This is a genomic window from Streptomyces sp. CGMCC 4.7035, from assembly GCF_031583065.1.
In the GTDB taxonomy this organism is placed as follows: domain Bacteria; phylum Actinomycetota; class Actinomycetes; order Streptomycetales; family Streptomycetaceae; genus Streptomyces; species Streptomyces yaanensis.
Genome location: NZ_CP134053.1, coordinates 1,251,206 through 1,267,090 on the forward strand (window position 1 = coordinate 1,251,206; position 15,885 = coordinate 1,267,090).

At 70.4% G+C, this 15,885-nt stretch carries 13 protein-coding genes; 10 read left to right on the forward strand and 3 right to left on the reverse strand.

What is annotated here, in order from left to right; all coding sequences use genetic code 11:
* The first annotated feature begins 179 nt into the window (after nt 1–179).
* Nucleotides 180–1,520 (forward strand): FG-GAP and VCBS repeat-containing protein, encoded by a 1,341-nt coding sequence (locus tag Q2K21_RS05055; protein WP_310765834.1) that lies wholly within the window; start codon nt 180–182, stop codon nt 1,518–1,520.
* Nucleotides 1,521–1,707: 187 nt separating this feature from the next.
* On the opposite strand, the gene Q2K21_RS05060 is transcribed toward Q2K21_RS05055, so the two are convergent.
* The 3 genes from Q2K21_RS05060 to Q2K21_RS05070 form a co-directional block, all read right to left on the reverse strand.
* Nucleotides 1,708–2,988 (reverse strand): FG-GAP-like repeat-containing protein, encoded by a 1,281-nt coding sequence (locus tag Q2K21_RS05060; RefSeq protein ID WP_310765836.1) that lies wholly within the window; start codon nt 2,986–2,988, stop codon nt 1,708–1,710.
* A 108-nt stretch (nt 2,989–3,096) separates the two neighbouring features.
* The gene (locus Q2K21_RS05065; RefSeq protein ID WP_310765838.1) at nt 3,097–4,329 is read right to left on the reverse strand and encodes an FG-GAP-like repeat-containing protein; all 1,233 of its coding nucleotides are present in this window, start codon (nt 4,327–4,329) and stop codon (nt 3,097–3,099) included.
* A gap of 287 nt (nt 4,330–4,616) precedes the next feature.
* Nucleotides 4,617–6,308 carry a chitinase gene (locus tag Q2K21_RS05070; protein WP_310780635.1) on the reverse strand — a complete coding sequence of 564 codons (1,692 nt, stop codon included), beginning with the start codon at nt 6,306–6,308 and terminating at the stop codon, nt 4,617–4,619.
* Nucleotides 6,309–6,664: 356 nt separating this feature from the next.
* On the opposite strand from Q2K21_RS05070, the gene Q2K21_RS05075 reads away from it, so the two are divergent.
* The 9 genes from Q2K21_RS05075 (at nt 6,665) to Q2K21_RS05115 (ending at nt 15,872) form a co-directional block, all read left to right on the forward strand.
* Nucleotides 6,665–7,525: a hypothetical protein gene (locus tag Q2K21_RS05075; protein ID WP_310765840.1), complete on the forward strand. Its 861-nt coding sequence runs from the start codon at nt 6,665–6,667 to the stop codon at nt 7,523–7,525.
* A 208-nt stretch (nt 7,526–7,733) separates the two neighbouring features.
* The gene (gene cpaB, locus Q2K21_RS05080; protein WP_310765842.1) at nt 7,734–8,447 is read left to right on the forward strand and encodes a Flp pilus assembly protein CpaB; all 714 of its coding nucleotides are present in this window, start codon (nt 7,734–7,736) and stop codon (nt 8,445–8,447) included.
* Nucleotides 8,448–8,507: 60 nt separating this feature from the next.
* A complete protein-coding gene (locus Q2K21_RS05085; protein ID WP_310765844.1) occupies nt 8,508–10,124 on the forward strand; it encodes an AAA family ATPase in 1,617 nt (538 codons plus the stop codon).
* Nucleotides 10,121–10,576 carry a TadE family protein gene (locus Q2K21_RS05090; protein ID WP_386276030.1) on the forward strand — a complete coding sequence of 152 codons (456 nt, stop codon included), beginning with the start codon at nt 10,121–10,123 and terminating at the stop codon, nt 10,574–10,576. The genes Q2K21_RS05085 and Q2K21_RS05090 overlap by 4 nt, the downstream gene beginning before the upstream one ends.
* A gap of 8 nt (nt 10,577–10,584) precedes the next feature.
* The gene (locus tag Q2K21_RS05095; RefSeq protein ID WP_310765846.1) at nt 10,585–11,925 is read left to right on the forward strand and encodes a CpaF family protein; all 1,341 of its coding nucleotides are present in this window, start codon (nt 10,585–10,587) and stop codon (nt 11,923–11,925) included.
* A gap of 34 nt (nt 11,926–11,959) precedes the next feature.
* Nucleotides 11,960–12,907, forward strand: a complete 948-nt coding sequence (locus Q2K21_RS05100; protein ID WP_310765848.1) for a type II secretion system F family protein — start codon at nt 11,960–11,962, stop codon at nt 12,905–12,907.
* 13 nt (nt 12,908–12,920) lie between these two features.
* The gene (locus Q2K21_RS05105; protein WP_310765851.1) at nt 12,921–13,811 is read left to right on the forward strand and encodes a DUF5936 domain-containing protein; all 891 of its coding nucleotides are present in this window, start codon (nt 12,921–12,923) and stop codon (nt 13,809–13,811) included.
* Nucleotides 13,808–15,112, forward strand: coding sequence for a sensor histidine kinase (locus Q2K21_RS05110; protein ID WP_310765853.1), 1,305 nt, complete (start codon nt 13,808–13,810; stop codon nt 15,110–15,112). The genes Q2K21_RS05105 and Q2K21_RS05110 overlap by 4 nt, the downstream gene beginning before the upstream one ends.
* Nucleotides 15,105–15,872, forward strand: coding sequence for a response regulator transcription factor (locus tag Q2K21_RS05115; RefSeq protein WP_310765855.1), 768 nt, complete (start codon nt 15,105–15,107; stop codon nt 15,870–15,872). Before Q2K21_RS05110 ends, Q2K21_RS05115 begins: the two co-directional genes overlap by 8 nt.
* Nucleotides 15,873–15,885: the final 13 nt, after the last annotated feature.

The following is a 15,885-nucleotide window of genomic DNA, read 5'->3' on the forward strand; positions in this document are numbered from 1 at the left end:
CGCAACGCCACTTCCTGCTCACGTACAACCCATGTGCAGCATCGATGGTCTCCTGATCGACGATCGCATCGCCGGGTGAGACCGACCGCATCCTGAACTCCCGCCAGGTCTGCCCCAACGTGCCCACGCCACAAAGGACCTTCATGCGCTTACCTCACCAACTGAGGAGTGCACGCACCTTGCGCTCCAGAACGACGGTCACCCTGACCGCAGCTTTGCTTGCCGGCACCCTCACCCCGCTCGCCCTCTCTTCCCCGGCCACGGCCGCACCCGCCAAGTACGCGGACGACTTCAACGGGGACGGGTACCGGGACTACGCGTACAGCGGCAGCGTCACCGACGCGGGCAGTGACGGCTCCGGCACGGTCGGCATCATCTACGGCACGGCGACCGGGCCCAACGGCCGTAAGCAGAACATCACGCAGAACAGCCCGGGCATCCCCGGCACCAACGAGTGGGACGACGGCTTCGGCCACGCGATGGCCGGCGCGGACTTCAACCGCGACGGATACGCCGACCTTGCCGTGGCCGCTTACGGCGAGGACGTCGGCGCGCGCTCCGAGGAGGGCGCCATCGTGATCATCTGGGGGTCCGCGTCCGGTCTGTCCGGCGCAACCTCCGTTCCCAACAAGGCACCGCAGAAGTGGGGGCAGTTCGGCCTCGACCTCGCCGTCGGCGATTTCAACGGCGACGGCAGACCCGATCTGGCCGCACTCAACAACAAAACCGCATACGTATACCTCGGCTCCTTCACCAAGTCGGGCTTCAGCGGCACGGTCACCAAGCTCGCAAACGACCACATGTCCGCGGAACACCTGGCCGTCGGGAAGGTCACCAAGGACAGCGCCACCGATCTCGTGGTCGTCGGCGCGGTGGACGGAAGCGAACACACCGTCACCGGCGCCTGGTTCGTCCGCGGCGGCAGGACGCTCACCCGGGGCACGACGCTCAAACTCGGCAGTGGCGAGGACACGAGCTGGCAAGTCGACACCCGGATCGCCGACTTCAACAAGGACGGATACGGCGACATCGCCCTCGGCCACCCCAACGCCAACGGCAAGGGCGCCGTCCTTGTCTGGCGCGGCGGCTCCACCGGCCCCGGCGGCGTCACCCGTATCAGTCAGGACACCTCTGGTGTCGCCGGCGGCGCTGAGGTCGGTGACCGCTTCGGTGCGCGCATCTCCGTGGGCGACGTCAACCATGACGGCTATCCGGACCTCGCCGTCGCCAGCCCTGGAGAGGACCTCGGCGGGCACACCGACGCAGGCGCCATCCACATCCTGCGCGGCAGCGCATCCGGGCTCACCGGATCAAAATCCCAGTACTTCGACCGCTCCAGCGCGGGCGTACCAGGAGGACTGGAGGCGAACGCGAGTTTCGGCGAGCGCCTGCGGTTGCGTGACTCCAACCGCGATGGCTACGCCGACCTCTTCGCGGACTACCTGCGCCTGCGTGGAACGTCCAGCGGCATCACGACCTCCGGCATCCAGGAAGCGGCCTCGTCCGACTTCATGCAATAGGCATGCCCTCCGCTCTCCGAGAAGCTCGGCAGCGGGTCGTTCTTGGCGGGCGTCCGACCGCTGCCGTCACCCACGGGCCGGTGCTCCGGACGCCTGCCGACCGGTCCGAGCCCGGACCCGTCACCTGCCGTGACGGGTCCGGGCTCGTCCTGCGAGGCCGCGAGGCCGGGGGCTCACCCCCTGTGCGTCAGAAGACGCGGACGTTGGGCGCGGTGTCCCAGCCCATGTCGGCGTCCGGGCCGCTGATGGAACCCCTGCCGTTCCCGTGGTAGACGAACAACTGGAAGTTGATGGGCCGCATGAGGTCGGACAGGCCGTCGCCGTTCACGTCACCGGTCGCGATCACCGGCTCGTCACTGGGCCAGGCGTAGGGCAGCTTCTTGCGCGCGCCGAAGGCGCCGTTGCCGTTGCCGGGGTACAGCCACAGCGCACGTGACCCGTCGCGGGCCAGCAGGTCGGCCTTGCCGTCGCCGGTCATGTCGCCCGGTGCGGCCAGCTTGTTCATGGCGTTCCAGCCACCGCCGACGAGCTTGCGGGCGCGGAAGGCGCCCTTGCCGTTGCCCGGGTACAGCCACAGCTTTCCGGCGGTGTCGCGGGCCAGCAGATCCCTGTGGCCGTCACCGGTCAGGTCCCCGGCCGCGCTGATCTCGCGCAGGGCGTTCCAGCCGCCGCCGACCCGTACCCTCGTGCCGAAGGTGCCGTTGCCCCGGCCCGGGTAGAACCAGAGCACCCCGGCCTTGTCACGGGCGTACAGGTCCTCCTTGGCGTCCCCGTTGTAGTCACCGTGCCGGACCAGCTGCGTCATGGCGTTCCAGCCGCCCCCGACGAGCTTCCCCTTGGTCGACCCGTCGGCATTGACGATGCCCGAGAGGAACCACAGCCGGCCGTCGTCCGCGCGCTCCAGGAGATCGGGGCGTCCGTCGTTGTTCAGGTCCCCGAACCGGGCCACGTCGGGCAGCCCCGCCGGCCGCTTGTCCTCCGGCAGGAGGTACCAGTCCATCCACGGGACGCCCTGGGTGGCCTCGTATTCGGTGGTGGCGACCCGGATCGAGCTGATCTTGTTGTCGAATGCGCCGTCGAACGCGCCTCCGGTGAGGTCGATGGCTCCGTTGTGCGGGCCGATGAGCAGCGTGTCGCCGCCCGCGTAGTTGGCTTTGGTGTGCGCGACGGCCCACATCCGGCTGTTGTTGACCAACGACGAGGTCTTGTCGTTGAAGTCGCCCATGGTGGCCAGGCTCGACGAGACGATCTTCATCTCGCCCTTGTAGTCGCCGTACTGGAAGAGGCACAGCTTCCCCGAGGGACAGCGGTCCGAGTTGTCCGCGGCCGCCGCCTGCGGAGCCATGGTGACCGCCGTGGTCATGGACGCGGCGAGGGCTAACGCGGCGCCGAGGGTTCGCCGGGCGGCGGTACGCCTGAGCGAAGAGGGGTCGCCCGGGGCGCGTCGGCCCAGGGAGATGCGAAGCATGGATCGGTCTCCGTTCGGTACGGGAAGATCCGGCCCGGAAGGTCCGGACCGGATTCAGTCAGGAAAGTCGAATGCGGCCTCTGGACGGCGGCGGTAGGCGAGTACCGCTCAGAAGACCAGGACGCTCGACGGGAGGCTGCCGAAGGTCTTCGGGGCCTTGAGGCCGCCGCCCGCCGCACCGGTGCCCGGGTAGAGGCGCAGCGAGGTCTGGCCCGGGGCGTGCGCGATCAGGTCCGGCCGCCCGTCACCGGTGATGTCGCCCAGGCCGGCGAGCTCGGTGAACTTGTTCCAGCCACCGGTTCCGATGAGCTTGCGGGTACCGAAGGCGCCCCTGCCGTTGCCGGGGTAGAACCACAGCTTCCCGGCGGTGTCGCGGGCCACGAGGTCGGCCCGCTTGTCGGAGTTCATGTCGCCCGCGCCGACCAGCTCGTTCATGGCCTTCCAGCCGCCGCCGACCTTCTTCCGCGCTCCGAAGGCACCCTTGGCGTCGCCCGGATACGTCCACAGGGTGCCGGCCCCGTCGGCGGCGAGCAGATCGGCCTTGCCGTCGCCCGTCAGATCACCCGCGGCCGCGAGGTCGCGCATGGTGTTCCAGCCGCCGCCGACCCGTACCCTCGTGCCGAACGTGCCGTCGCCCCGGCCCGGGTAGAACCACAGCACCCCGGCCTTGTCACGGGCGTACAGGTCCTCCTTGGCGTCCCCGTTGTAGTCACCGTGCCGGGCCAACTGCGTCATGGCGTTCCAGCCGCTGCCGACGAGCCGGTTCTTGCCCGCACTGTCGGACGCGTGGGACGTCCACAACTGCCCGAACTTGTTACGGGAGAAGAGGTCGGCGTACCGGTCGTTGTTCACATCGCCGAAGGCCCCGTACGTGGGAAGCGCGGCGGGCCTGGGCTTCGGCTCGCTGCCCCACTGGTAGACCGCGTACCGGCTCTCGCTCGCGCAGAAGTGGTCCGCTTCGGGCCCCAGGTCGAGGGAGCTGACAGCGTTGTCGAGCTCGGGCGTGGCGCTCTCGTCGAAAGAGCCCTGCCCCGGGTAGTAGTGGGAGGCGCCCTCCTTCGGATCGAGCCCCGGAGCGATGTTGAAGCACACCGGCCAGTCCGTGTAGTTCGCGAAGGAGCTGATGCGGTTGTCCCACGGGCCGAGGTCCAGCATGCCGCCCTTGACGACGAGCATCTGCCCCTTGCCCAGCGGATCGCTGAAGACGCAGAGGCTGCCCCATGGGCAGCGGTCGTACCCGCTCGCGGCCTCGGCGGGCACGGTGGTGGCGGTCGCGATGAGACCGGCTGCGGCACCAGCCGTCAGCGCGCCGCGAAGGGCGCGTAAGAAAGTCGGACGCACTCGGTTTCCCCAGGGTGTGCGTGATGTCCGGGCGCGCACGCCTCGAACCTGTGAATGTTGTGTGCATGATATAGACACGCCCTGGCCCTCGAACGCGACCGGCGCTTCGAGGTAGTTATCGTTCCGGAAGCTCCACCGATGTATCGTTCGGTGGAGCTTCCAGGTGTTTGACGGCAACGCTGACAACGTCGGCGGAGCTCGCGCCGCTTGGCTGAGAGTGGTCGGCAGTAGCGCGGACAACACGCTCACCGCTAGGACTCACGACGGCGCCGCCCCCCTCACCCCGGCTACGGCAGCGCGTGCACGTGCGGTCCCACCGCGCTCGACCACGCGTTGCCCGCCGCCGCGTCCCAGTTCGTCGACCAGGTCATCGCGCCCCGCAGGTCCGGGTATGTCTTCGACGGCTTGAAGGAGCCGCAGTTCGTGGCCTTCGCCAGGCAGTCCAGGGCGTTGTTGACCACCGTCGGGGACACGTATCCGCTGCCTGCCCCGCTCGTCGAGGCCGGGACGCCCAGGCCCACCTGGGACGGGGACAGGCCGCCCTCCAGCTGGATGCAGGCCAGGGCCGTCAGGAAGTCCACCGAGCCCTGGCTGTAGACCTTGCCGTCGCAGCCCAGCATCGAACCGCTGTTGTAGTACTGGGTGTTGACGACCGTCAGGATGTCCTTGATGTTCAGCGCCGTCTGGAAGTACGCGTTCGACGTCGACTGCATGTCTATCGTCTGCGGGGCCATGGTGATGATCAGCGACGAGCCCGCCTTCGACGACAGCTGCCGCAGCGCCTGCGTCATGTACGTCGCGTTCAGGGAGTTCTCCAGGTCGATGTCCACGCCGTCGAAGCCGTACGTCTGCATCAGGGAGTAGACCGAGTTGGCGAAGTTCGTCGCGGAGGTCGAGTCGGCCACCGAGATCGTGCCGTTCTGGCCGCCCACCGAGACGATGACCTTCTTCCCGGCCGCCTGCTTCGCCTTGATGTCAGCCTTGAACTGGTCCACCGTGTAGCCGCCCAGGCCGGCCGAGTCCAGGGTGAAGGACACCGCGCCGGGCGTGCTCGTGGCGTCCGCGAACGCCACCGCGATGATGTCGTACTGCGACGGCACGTCCGAGATCTTCTGTACCGTCGCACCGTTGTTGAAGTTCTGCCAGTAGCCCGTCACCGCGTGCTTCGGCAGGGCGGCTCCGCCACCGCCACCGCCACCACCCGACGCCGCCGTCGTGGCAGTCACCGTCGCCGACTTCGCGGACTCGCCCGCCGCGTTCGTCGCCGTCACCTGAAAGGAGTATGACGTCGAGGCGGACAGTCCCGTCACCGTCGCCGACGTACCGGTCACGGCAGCCACCTTCGTACCGCCCTGGTACACGTTGTAGCCCGTCGCGTTCGACACCGCGCTCCACGCCAGCGACACCGATGAGGACGTCGTCGACGAGACCGCCAGGTTCGTGGGAGCCGAGGGGATCGTCGGGGCCGGATCGCCGCCTCCGCCGCCGTCCGGGCCGTAGACGGACACGTCGTCCGCGTAGTACGCCGCCTGCCCGTACCAGCCGTGCAGGTACACCGTCACCGACGTCGTCGAGGCGCCGGTGGTGAAGGTCGTCGACAGCTGCTTCCAGCTCGTCGAGTCCGCCGTCCATGTCGACACGTCCGTCGTGCCCGTGCCCGTCGCGCCCAGGAAGGCGTACCCGCCCTGCACCCAGGAGCTCAGCGTGTACGTCGAGTTGGGCTTGACCGCGACCGTCTGCGTGCACTGTGCGTAGTCCTGGCCCGCCGGTGTCGCCTTGAGCGCCGCCGCACCGCCGTGCACCGGGGACGAAACCGTCGTACCGCTGCCCGCCGAACAGGTCCAGTTGCTCAGGCCCGACTCGAAGCCGGTGTTCTTGGCGTTGTTGACGTCCGCGGCGGCCGCGTTGCCGGCGCCCAGGAAGGAGAGGGCGAGCGCGGCGACGGCGGCCCCGGCCAGGGTTCGTCTGCGGCGGAGCATGCCTGATACGCGGTCCACTTGAGCCTCCGATGGTGGGGAGAAGAAGAGCAGGAGGGCATTGCGGAACGGTGGCCACCGCCTGGTGAACGAATTTGGTCCAGACCAATTGCGTTGTCAAGTCCCAGGAGGGGTTCCGGTGGGCGCCAACGCCCTTGTCGCCGCGTCAAGTTGGGGCATATGTGCCTACGCTGTGTCGATCATGCCCGCACCTTCGGTGAGATGATCTTCCGGATTCAGTGTTGAGCGGCGCATGCCGTGGATATGGTGCTGTTGCAGGACGATGCCATTGGACGTCACAGGGGCCATCTGAGGCGGTGGTCGACCACCCCGCCGCAGTGAACGGGGTGTGTGCAGCCGTGCCGACCGCGATAGCCGTCACCAGTCCCGACCTGGTGCTGCCACCACTCGACCGGCAGACCCCGCCCGCCGCCGTCCAGCCCCAGCCCACCCTCGAACAGTCCCTCGACGCAATGCACACGCTCATCGAGCAGCACGGGTACGTCATCGCCCTGCACTCCGCCTCCGGCGACGACCCGGCCGTCCAGCGGCTGCGCACCGTCCGCTCCGTCCTGGAGAGCGACCGCATCGCGCTGGTCGGCGTCGAACTGCCCCCGCTCGGAGTCGCGCTGCTCGCCCAGCAGTTACGACAGCTGTCCGTCTGCGACTTCAGCCCGGGCGTACTGGCGTCGTCGGTGCGTCTGCTCGCCCACTACATCTACGCCGGCGCCCTCCTCGGCTCGGTCGCCAAGCTCGACCGCGTGTCCGTCTCGCTGACCTCCCACGCCAAGTCATGGGTGCCGGGCGCCCAGTTCGCCGTACTCGCCCATCCGCGGCCGCAGCTCGTACGGGTCGGGCAGGAGGAGTTACCGGGCCCCGAGTTCGGCACCCGGATGCTCATCGCCTCCGGGCAGCCTCCCTCGGACTGGGTCACCGCCTCGCTCGCGCCGGCCTGGCGCGTACAGGGCGTCGCGACCGTTCCCCTGCCACAGGGGTCCGCGCGCTGGTGGGGAACGAACCGGATCGTCGAATTCGCCGCCGGCCTGCACGACGTGTCCGTGCTCTACCAACTCGTCTCGTCCGTACGGCGCGAGCTGTGCCGCTGGTGCGGCCTCGAACTCATCGGCGACCGCTGCGGATTCTGCGCCGCACCCCTGCCGCCACCTCCCGAACCCCAGCCGGCCACGGCCGTCCGCGCGCTGCCCCGGGGCGGCACGTAGGGGCGTACGTACGACTCCACAGCGCGAACGCACGGCAGCACGACCGGGCACCAACGTACGACTGGGCGCCAGCACCAACGCACGGCAGCGCGAACGCACGACTGAGCGCCAACGCACGGCAGCACCAACGCACGACTGAGGACAAACGCACGACAGCAAGACCGCTCGACCGCCGTCCCCCAACCGCTCCGATCGAGGTCCGCGTCACATGAACTCACGCCAGCGCCGCGGCGTCATCCTGCTGGTTCTCTCGGCTCTCGCCGCCGTCGGCGCCTTCGCCGGAGTGCTGTCCGTGATCCGTGACGTGAACTCCAAGGTCGGCCCCGAGGTGACGGCGTACCGGCTCAAGGACGACATCGCGCCCTACAAGGAGCTCGCGGCCGACCAGTTCCAGAAGATCTCCATGCCCAAGCGGTGGTTGTCCGCGACCGCCGTCACCCGTCTCGACCAGATCCGCGGCAAGATCGCCGTGACCAAGCTGGAGAAGGGTTCCCTGCTCCAGACCGACATGATCGTCGACCGGCCCGAACTCCAGGCGGGGCAGCAGGAGATCGCGATCATGATCGACGCCTCGACCGGAGTCGCCGGCAAGATCAACCCCGGCTCGCTGGTCAACATCTACGCCACCTTCAAGGCCGAAGGCGGCAAGGGCAAGGACGAGTCCAAGGTCATCGTGACCAACGCCCGCGTCCTCGACGTCGGCAAGCTCACGGCCCTGGATCCGGGGCAGTCCAGCAGCGACCGCCGGCGCACCGCCGCCGAGGCCGTCCCCATCACCTTCGCGCTCGGCACGACGGACGCCCAACGGGTCGCGTACGCCGAGTCGTTCGCGGAACACGTCCGGCTGGCCCTGGTCGCGGGCGGCTCCGAGACCACGGTCCCCCCGGGCGACCGCACGTACACCCTCGACCAGGACAAGTAGGAGGCCGCGCATGAGGTCCGTCCCGGTCCACAGCGGGCCCGTCCCCATGAGGTGTCGCCGATGACCATCCGCATCCTCCCCGCCGTCGGCGACCTCGACGCCGCCCGCTCGCTCACCACCCTCCTCAGCCAGCTCGCCGACGCCGAGCCCGCCGCGCCCGTCCAGGACTCCACGGCCCTGCTCGACACCCTCGCGCGGCTGGCCGGTGAGTCCCTCGACGAGCTGCCCGAGGTCGTCCTCGTGCACGAGCGGATCGGGCCCGTCCCCGCGCTCGAACTGATCCGCGACCTGGTGATGCGGTTCCCGGCGGTCGGGGTCGTCCTGATCACCGCGGACACGAGCACGGGCGTGCTCACCGCCGCGATGGACTCCGGCGCCCGCGGCATCGTCACCCTGCCCCTGGGCTACGACGCCCTCGCCGAACGCGTCCAGGCCGCCGCCGCCTGGTCGGCCGGCATGCGGCGCCATCTGAGCAGCGGGACACCCGAGCTGTACGCCGGGCCCGGCGGCACCGTGGTCGCGGTGACCGGCGCCAAGGGCGGCGTCGGCTCGACGGTCACGGCCGTCCAGCTGGCGCTCGCGGCACGGGCGTCGGGCCGTACGGTCGCCCTGGTCGACCTCGACCTCCAGTCCGGGGACGTCGCCTCGTACCTGGACGTGCAGTTCCGGCGTTCGATCGCCGACCTCGCCGGCATCACCGACATCAACCCGCGCGTCCTCCAGGACGCGGTCTACACCCACGACAGCGGCATCGGACTCCTGCTCGCCCCCGCCGAGGGCGAACGCGGCGAGGAGGTGACGGACCGGGTGGCCCGTCAGGTCCTCGGCGCACTGCGCTCCCGCCACGACGTGGTGATCGTCGACTGCGGCTCCCAGATGAACTCGGCCACCGCCGCGGCCGTCGAGGTCGCCGACCAGGCGCTGCTCCTGGTGACCCCCGACGTGGTCGCGGTCCGCGCCGCCAAACGCATGGTCCGCCTGTGGGACCGGCTCCAGATCCGCAAGGCCGAGGAGACACTGACGGTCGTCAACCGCCACTCGCGTGGTACGGAGATCCAGCCGGCCCTCGTCGAACGCATCACCGGCACGAAGGTCGCCGGCGCCGCGGTCCCGGCCGCCTTCAAGGAACTCCAGTCGGTCGTCGACGCCGGGCGCCTCCAGGACCTCGAAGCCCGCTCCACGGTGAAGCAGGCCCTGTGGGCGCTGGCGGGCGAGCTGGGCCTGGTGGCGGTGCAGGAGGGCGGCGGCGGGCGACGACGGAAGGCGTCGTCGTCGGACCGGGGGGCGCTGAGCCTGTGGCGCAAGGGCGGCGACCGGGGTTCGGTGACCCTTGAGTTCGCCGGGATGTTCCCGCTCCTCCTGGTCGTGATGGCGCTGCTGTGGGAGTGCGCCCTGTACGGCTACACGTACTCGCTGGCGGGCAACGCGGCGGACGAGGCGGCGCGGGCGGCCACGGCGGCGCACGCCGTGGACGGTGACTTCGTGGCAGCGTGCAAGTCGGCGGGCGCCAAGCACCTGCCGGGCGCGTGGAGCGGCGCGGAGATCAGCTGCACCCCGGACGGCTCGGTGATGAGGGCGACGGTGCACGCGGACGTCCCCCTGTTCTTCCCGGGCGTCAACCCGGGCTGGCAGGTCAACGGCTCGGCGGGGGCCGCGCTGGAGGGGGACGGCCGATGAGGGCTCTTCTCCGCCGCCGTGAGGCGACGCTGACGCGACGGCGCTCCGCCACGGCGGCGGAGCCGGACGCTGCCGGGCCCACCACGACCCGTCGCTGGAACGACCACGGCGTCTCCATGCTCGAATTCGCCGGCTTCCTGCCCATCCTGCTCGTCATCGGCATGGCCGCCATCCAGCTCGGCCTGATCGGCTACGGCATCAACCAGGCCGGTACCGGCGCCCGCGCCGCGGCCCGTGTCGCCTCCCAGAACGGCGACGGAGCGGCGGCGGGCGCGGCGTCCGTCAGCGGCTGGCTCGACCCCGCGGTCGACGCCCCCAAGGGCCCCGACACCACCACCGCCACCGTCACGGTCCGCGTCCCCGCCGTGATCCCCCTCTTCAGCGGCTGGACCGTCACCCGCCACGCCACCATGCCCAACGACCCCGAGCCCCGGACACCGGAGAGGAGCTGACGACCGGCATGAGCCTCCGCTCCCGTATCACCGCCCCCGACGACGGGGGAGCCGCCCGCGAGGACGGGCACCTCGTCGCGGTCTACCGCGCCAAGCTCCTCGAAGAGATCGACCTCGCCGAGATGTCCGGCCTCGCCACCGCCGAGCGCCGGGTCCGTCTGGAGCGCGTCCTCGGCCACATCATCAGCCGCGAGGGTCCGGTCCTCTCCTCCTCCGAACGCTCCCAGCTGATCCGCCGGGTCGTCGACGAGGCCCTCGGGCTCGGCGTCCTCGAACCGCTCCTGGCCGACGCGTCGATCACCGAGATCATGGTGAACGGACCGGACTCGATCTTCGTGGAGCGGGCCGGCCGTGTGGAGCAGCTCCCGCTCCGTTTCGCCTCCACCGAACAGCTGATGCAGACGATCGAGCGGATCGTCTCGACGGTCAACCGCCGCGTCGACGAGTCGAACCCCATGGTCGACGCCCGCCTCCCCACCGGCGAACGCGTCAACGTCATCATCCCGCCGCTCGCCCTGAGCGGCCCCACCCTCACGATCCGCCGCTTCCCGCGCGCGTACACACTCCCCGAACTCATCGGCCTCGGCTCGCTCGACGAGCAGATGCTGATGCTGCTCGCCGCGTTCGTCCGCGCCCGCTTCAACGTGATCGTCAGCGGCGGTACGGGCAGCGGGAAGACCACCCTGCTCAACGCCCTCTCCGGCCTCATCCCGTCCCACGAGCGCATCATCACCATCGAGGACTCCGCCGAACTCCAGCTCCAGCAGGAGCATGTGATCCGCCTGGAGTCCCGCCCGCCGAACGTCGAGGGCAAGGGCCGGATCACCATCCGCGACCTGGTCCGCAACAGCCTCCGGATGCGCCCCGACCGCATCATCGTCGGTGAGGTCCGCGGCGGCGAGACCCTCGACATGCTCCAGGCGATGTCCACGGGCCACGACGGCTCCCTCGCCACCGTCCACGCCAACTCGGCGGAGGACGCGCTGATGCGGCTGCAGACCCTCGGCTCGATGTCCGAGGTGATGATCCCGTTCGAGGCGCTCAAGGACCAGATCAACTCGGCGGTGGACGTGGTGGTCCAGCTCGCCCGGTACGCCGACGGCTCCCGCAAGGTCGTGGAGGTCGCGCTCGTCGTGTCGCACGGCCGCGAACAGTTCCGGATCGCCACGGTGTCCCGTTTCGCCCCCCAGCCCCTCGGCGCCGACCGGGTCGTCCGGGGCCACTTCGAGCACCTCCCCCTGCCCAGGGGGGTCGCGGAGAAGCTGTACGGCGCGGGCGAACCGCTCCCGCCGGCCTTCGGCGTCGCGGAGGCCATCGACGTACTCAACACGAGGCAGGCCATCGGATGACACCGCAGCGAGAGATCCCGGAGAGGAGCGACCGATGAACGACCCCGCCCTTCTCACCCTCGGCGCCACCGTCCTCACCGGCACGTTCGCCGTCGCGGGCGTGCACATCTACGCCTCCGGCCGCGCCCAGCGCCAGGCGCTCGTCGACCGGCTCTCCGGCAGGGCGGCCGGGCCGTCGCGCACGGCGGCGGGCCGCGTCCGGCGCTTCGCGGCCGTCGACCGCCGGCTGCGCCGCACGCGCCTGGGCCGCACCATCCACCTGCGCCTGTCGGCGACCGGACTCGATCTGACGGCGGGCGAGTTCTTCACATACGTCACGGCCGTCGTCGTGGCGCTGTGGCTGCTGGCGGCGGCGACCCTGGCCCCGTTCTTCGGCCCGATCGCCGCGCTCGTCGGCGTGTGGAGCGCGGCCGTCTTCCTCAACTGGCAGCGGCAGAAACGCATCGAGGCCTTCATCAACCAGCTCCCCGACGTGGCCCGCCTCCTGGCCAACGCCACGGCCGCAGGCCTCGCCCTGCGCACGGCCCTGGCCATGGCGGCGGAGGAACTGGAGGCCCCGGCCGGTGAGGAACTCGCCCGCGTCGCGGACCAGTTGACGCTCGGACGCTCGGTCGACGACGCCCTCGACGAAATGGCCGAGCGCCTCCCGTCCCGCGAGCTGATCGTCCTGGTCACCACGCTGGTGCTGGCCAACAAGGCGGGCGGCTCGGTGGTGAACTCGCTGCGCAACCTCACCCAGACCCTGGAGGACCGCAAGGAGACCCGGCGCGAGGTCCGCACGATGCTCTCCGAGGTCAACGCGACGGCGTTCACGGTGCCGATGCTCGGCCTGGGCTCCCTGGTACTGATCAACTCCTCGAACGAGGGCGCGCTGGCCCGTGTCACCGGCTCCCCGCTCGGCCAAGGACTGGTCCTGCTCTCCCTCGCCCTCTACACCGTCGGCTTCTTCGTCATCCGCCGCCTCGGCAAGATCGAAGTGTGAGGGGGAGATCGCGATGCTGCCCATGCTCCTCGCCCTGCTGATGGCCGCCTCGGTCGCGGGGATCCTCCTCGGCATCCGCATGATCCGCGCGGACGCGAGACTGCCGAGCGACCTCGCGCTCGCGCTGGAGGTGGGCGCCACCCGGGTCTCCACGGCGGGCTCGGCGATCGACCGCCTGGGCATCCGCTTCGCGCCGCTCGTCCTGCGCCTGATGGGCCCGCGCCGGGTCGACGCCAAACGCCGCCGCATCGACATGGCGGGCAACCCGGGCGGCCTCACGCTGAACCGCTACGCGGCCCGCCGCGCGGTCTACGGCATCTTCGGCGTCCTGATGGGCCTGGTCTTCCTCACGGGCGGCCGTCCGCTCCTCGCGGCGGCCACCCTCGCCTTCGGCCTGCTGGCCGCCGACGCCCTGATCTGGCAGGCCATCCGCGAACGCAAGGACGTCATCGATCGCACACTGCCCGACTTCCTGGACGTCCTCGCCGTCGTCGTCTCGGCGGGCCTCGGCTTCCGCCAGGCCCTCGACCGGGTCGCGGAGAAGTACGAGGGCCCCTGGGCCGACGAACTGCGCATCACGCTCCGCCAGATGGACATGGGCGTCAGCCGCCGCCAGGCCTTCGACGAGCTGCGCAGGCGCAACTCCTCCGAACAGGTCGCCCAGTTCGTCTCGGCGTTGCAGCAGGGCGAGGAGCTGGGCTCCCCGATCGCGGAGACGTTGATCCAGCTGGCCACGGACATGCGCCGCACGGACGCCCAGAACGCCCGCCGCCGCGCGGCCAAGACGATCCCCAAGGCCACGCTGGTCACCCTGGTCTTCATGCTCCCGGCGACGATGATCCTGATCGCCACGGGCATGTTCCTGGGCTCGGGTACGGACTTCGGATCGATTCTGGGCCGATGATGAGCAGCCGTGCCGGTCTTTCTACCCCCGGGTACCTGGAGGACGACGCCCCGGCCCCCGCCAGCGTCCGCCTCCAGCTGAGCGCGCTGCAGGCCCTGTGCCGTCAGACCGTCGCCGTACGCCTCGCCCTGGTCGTGATCGGCGCGCCCTTCGCGCTGGCCAACACGCCCGACGGCGCCCCTCGCTACGCCGTCCTCGCGGCCGCCGTCCTCGGCGTGATGACCTCGTACGCCCTGCTCCGCGACTGGGACCGCGTCGGCCCGCGCCTCCTCGCCCACCCCACGCTGATGGCGCTCGACCTGCTCTTCGTCGCCACGCTCCTGCTGACCGCTTCCCCCGCCTCCCCCCTCGCGTACGCGACGGTCTGCACCCCTTTGCTGTCCGGCCTGCTGTACGGCTGGCGTGGCGCGGGCGTCATCACCGGCCTCCAACTGGCCGTGGTCCTCGCGGTCTTCCGCGCCTGGGAACACCGTCCCGGAGCCGGCGCCAGCACCCTCCTCATCGCCGGCTTCTGTGCCGCCGCCGGGATCATCGGCGTCACCCTGCGCAACCTGATGTTCCGCATCGGCGCGGCCGGCGAGGCACTGTCGGAGGCGAACGCCCGCCTCGCGGCGGCGGAGGCGGTCGAGTCCGAACGCGCGCGCCTCGCCCGCGAGATGCACGACTCGGTGGCGAAGACGCTGCACGGCCTGGCCCTGGCGGCGGAGGCCCTCGCGGCCTCGGCGGACCACTGCGACCCCGAGACGGTCAAGCGCCAGGCGACCGTGGTGGCCGACGCGGCACGCCGGGCGGCGGCGGAGTCCCGCGACCTGTTGTCGGATCTGCGCCGCCGTACGGACTTCACGGCGGCGTACCCGGACGTGGCCACCGAACTCGCCCGCAAGGCACAGGAGTTCACCCGTCGCACGGGAGCGAAGGTCGACCTGAGGAATCCTGGCGCCCCGTTGCTCCTCCCGTACGCGACGGCACACCACGTCCTGGCGATCGTCTCGGAGGCGTTGGAGAACGCGCACCGCCACGCCCACGCGACCCGCGTGCGGATCGAACTGGACGCCGCCGGGGGCACGGCCTTCGATCTGCGGATCGGGGACAACGGTGCGGGCCTGCCCCCGGCCGCCGCGACCCAGGACCTGGCGAAAACCGGCCACTTCGGCCTGCTGGGCATGGCGGAGCGCGCCACGTCCCTGGGTGGCCGCCTCCGCCTGGGCCGCTCACCGCTGGGCGGCGCCGAGATCCACTTGCACGTCCCCACTCCCACGACGGCTCCCCCCACCCCCCAAGAGGAGGCCGCACATGCCTGACCAGGCACTTCCCGGCCCGCCGACATTGCGGGTCCTCGTGGCCGACGACAACCCGGTGGTACGGGCGGGCCTGACGGCGTTGTTGTCCGTCCACCCCGACATCGAGGTGGTGGCGGAGGCGGCGGACGGCGCACAGGCGCTCGCGCACGCCGCCCTGCACCGCCCGGACGTCGTTCTCCTCGACGTCCGCATGCCGGGCACGGACGGCCTGACCGCACTGCCCGAACTGGCCCGCGCGGCCCCGGTGATGATGCTGACGTACAGCGCGGAACCCGAGGTGGTGACGGAGGCGCTGCGCCGCGGGGCCTCCGGCTACCTGGTGCATGGGGAGTTCACGGCGGCGGAACTGATCACGGCGATACGGGGTGTGAGGGAGGGGCGGGCGACGGTGTCGCCGGTGGTGGCGCAGGCGTCTGCCGCTGTCTCGTCTTCGCTCGGTGTTTCGTACGAAGCGAAGGAAAGTTCTTCGCATCTGCAATCTGTTGTGGCACAGTCTTCAATGGCCCGGCTCTCTCGTGTGGCGGGCCTGCGGGGTCGTGCCGCGGGGTGGCTGGATTTCGGCCTGAGTTCGAGGGAGGTGGAGGTCATGGATCTCATCGCGTCCGGCATGAACAACCGGCAGATCGCCGCCGCCTGCTTCATCAGCGAGAAGACGGTCAAGAACCACATCAATCGCATCTTCGCAAAGCTGCACAGTTCCTCGCGGAGCGAAGCGATCGCTTATTGGCTGGGGACGGCGGGGGAGGGGTGGGGGCGGTGACCTTACGGTCGCT

Excerpts from the sequence above, each read along its gene's own strand:
- Q2K21_RS05060 (WP_310765836.1), bottom strand. The coding sequence starts at position 2,988 with ATGCTTCGCATCTCCCTGGGCCGACGCGCCCCGGGCGACCCCTCTTCG.
- Q2K21_RS05070 (WP_310780635.1), bottom strand. The coding sequence starts at position 6,308 with ATGCTCCGCCGCAGACGAACCCTGGCCGGGGCCGCCGTCGCCGCGCTC.
- cpaB (WP_310765842.1), top strand. The coding sequence starts at position 7,734 with ATGAACTCACGCCAGCGCCGCGGCGTCATCCTGCTGGTTCTCTCGGCT.
- Q2K21_RS05085 (WP_310765844.1), top strand. The coding sequence starts at position 8,508 with ATGACCATCCGCATCCTCCCCGCCGTCGGCGACCTCGACGCCGCCCGC.
- Q2K21_RS05090 (WP_386276030.1), top strand. The coding sequence starts at position 10,121 with ATGAGGGCTCTTCTCCGCCGCCGTGAGGCGACGCTGACGCGACGGCGC.
- Q2K21_RS05095 (WP_310765846.1), top strand. The coding sequence starts at position 10,585 with ATGAGCCTCCGCTCCCGTATCACCGCCCCCGACGACGGGGGAGCCGCC.
- Q2K21_RS05100 (WP_310765848.1), top strand. The coding sequence starts at position 11,960 with ATGAACGACCCCGCCCTTCTCACCCTCGGCGCCACCGTCCTCACCGGC.
- Q2K21_RS05105 (WP_310765851.1), top strand. The coding sequence starts at position 12,921 with ATGCTGCCCATGCTCCTCGCCCTGCTGATGGCCGCCTCGGTCGCGGGG.
- Q2K21_RS05110 (WP_310765853.1), top strand. The coding sequence starts at position 13,808 with ATGATGAGCAGCCGTGCCGGTCTTTCTACCCCCGGGTACCTGGAGGAC.
- Q2K21_RS05115 (WP_310765855.1), top strand. The coding sequence starts at position 15,105 with ATGCCTGACCAGGCACTTCCCGGCCCGCCGACATTGCGGGTCCTCGTG.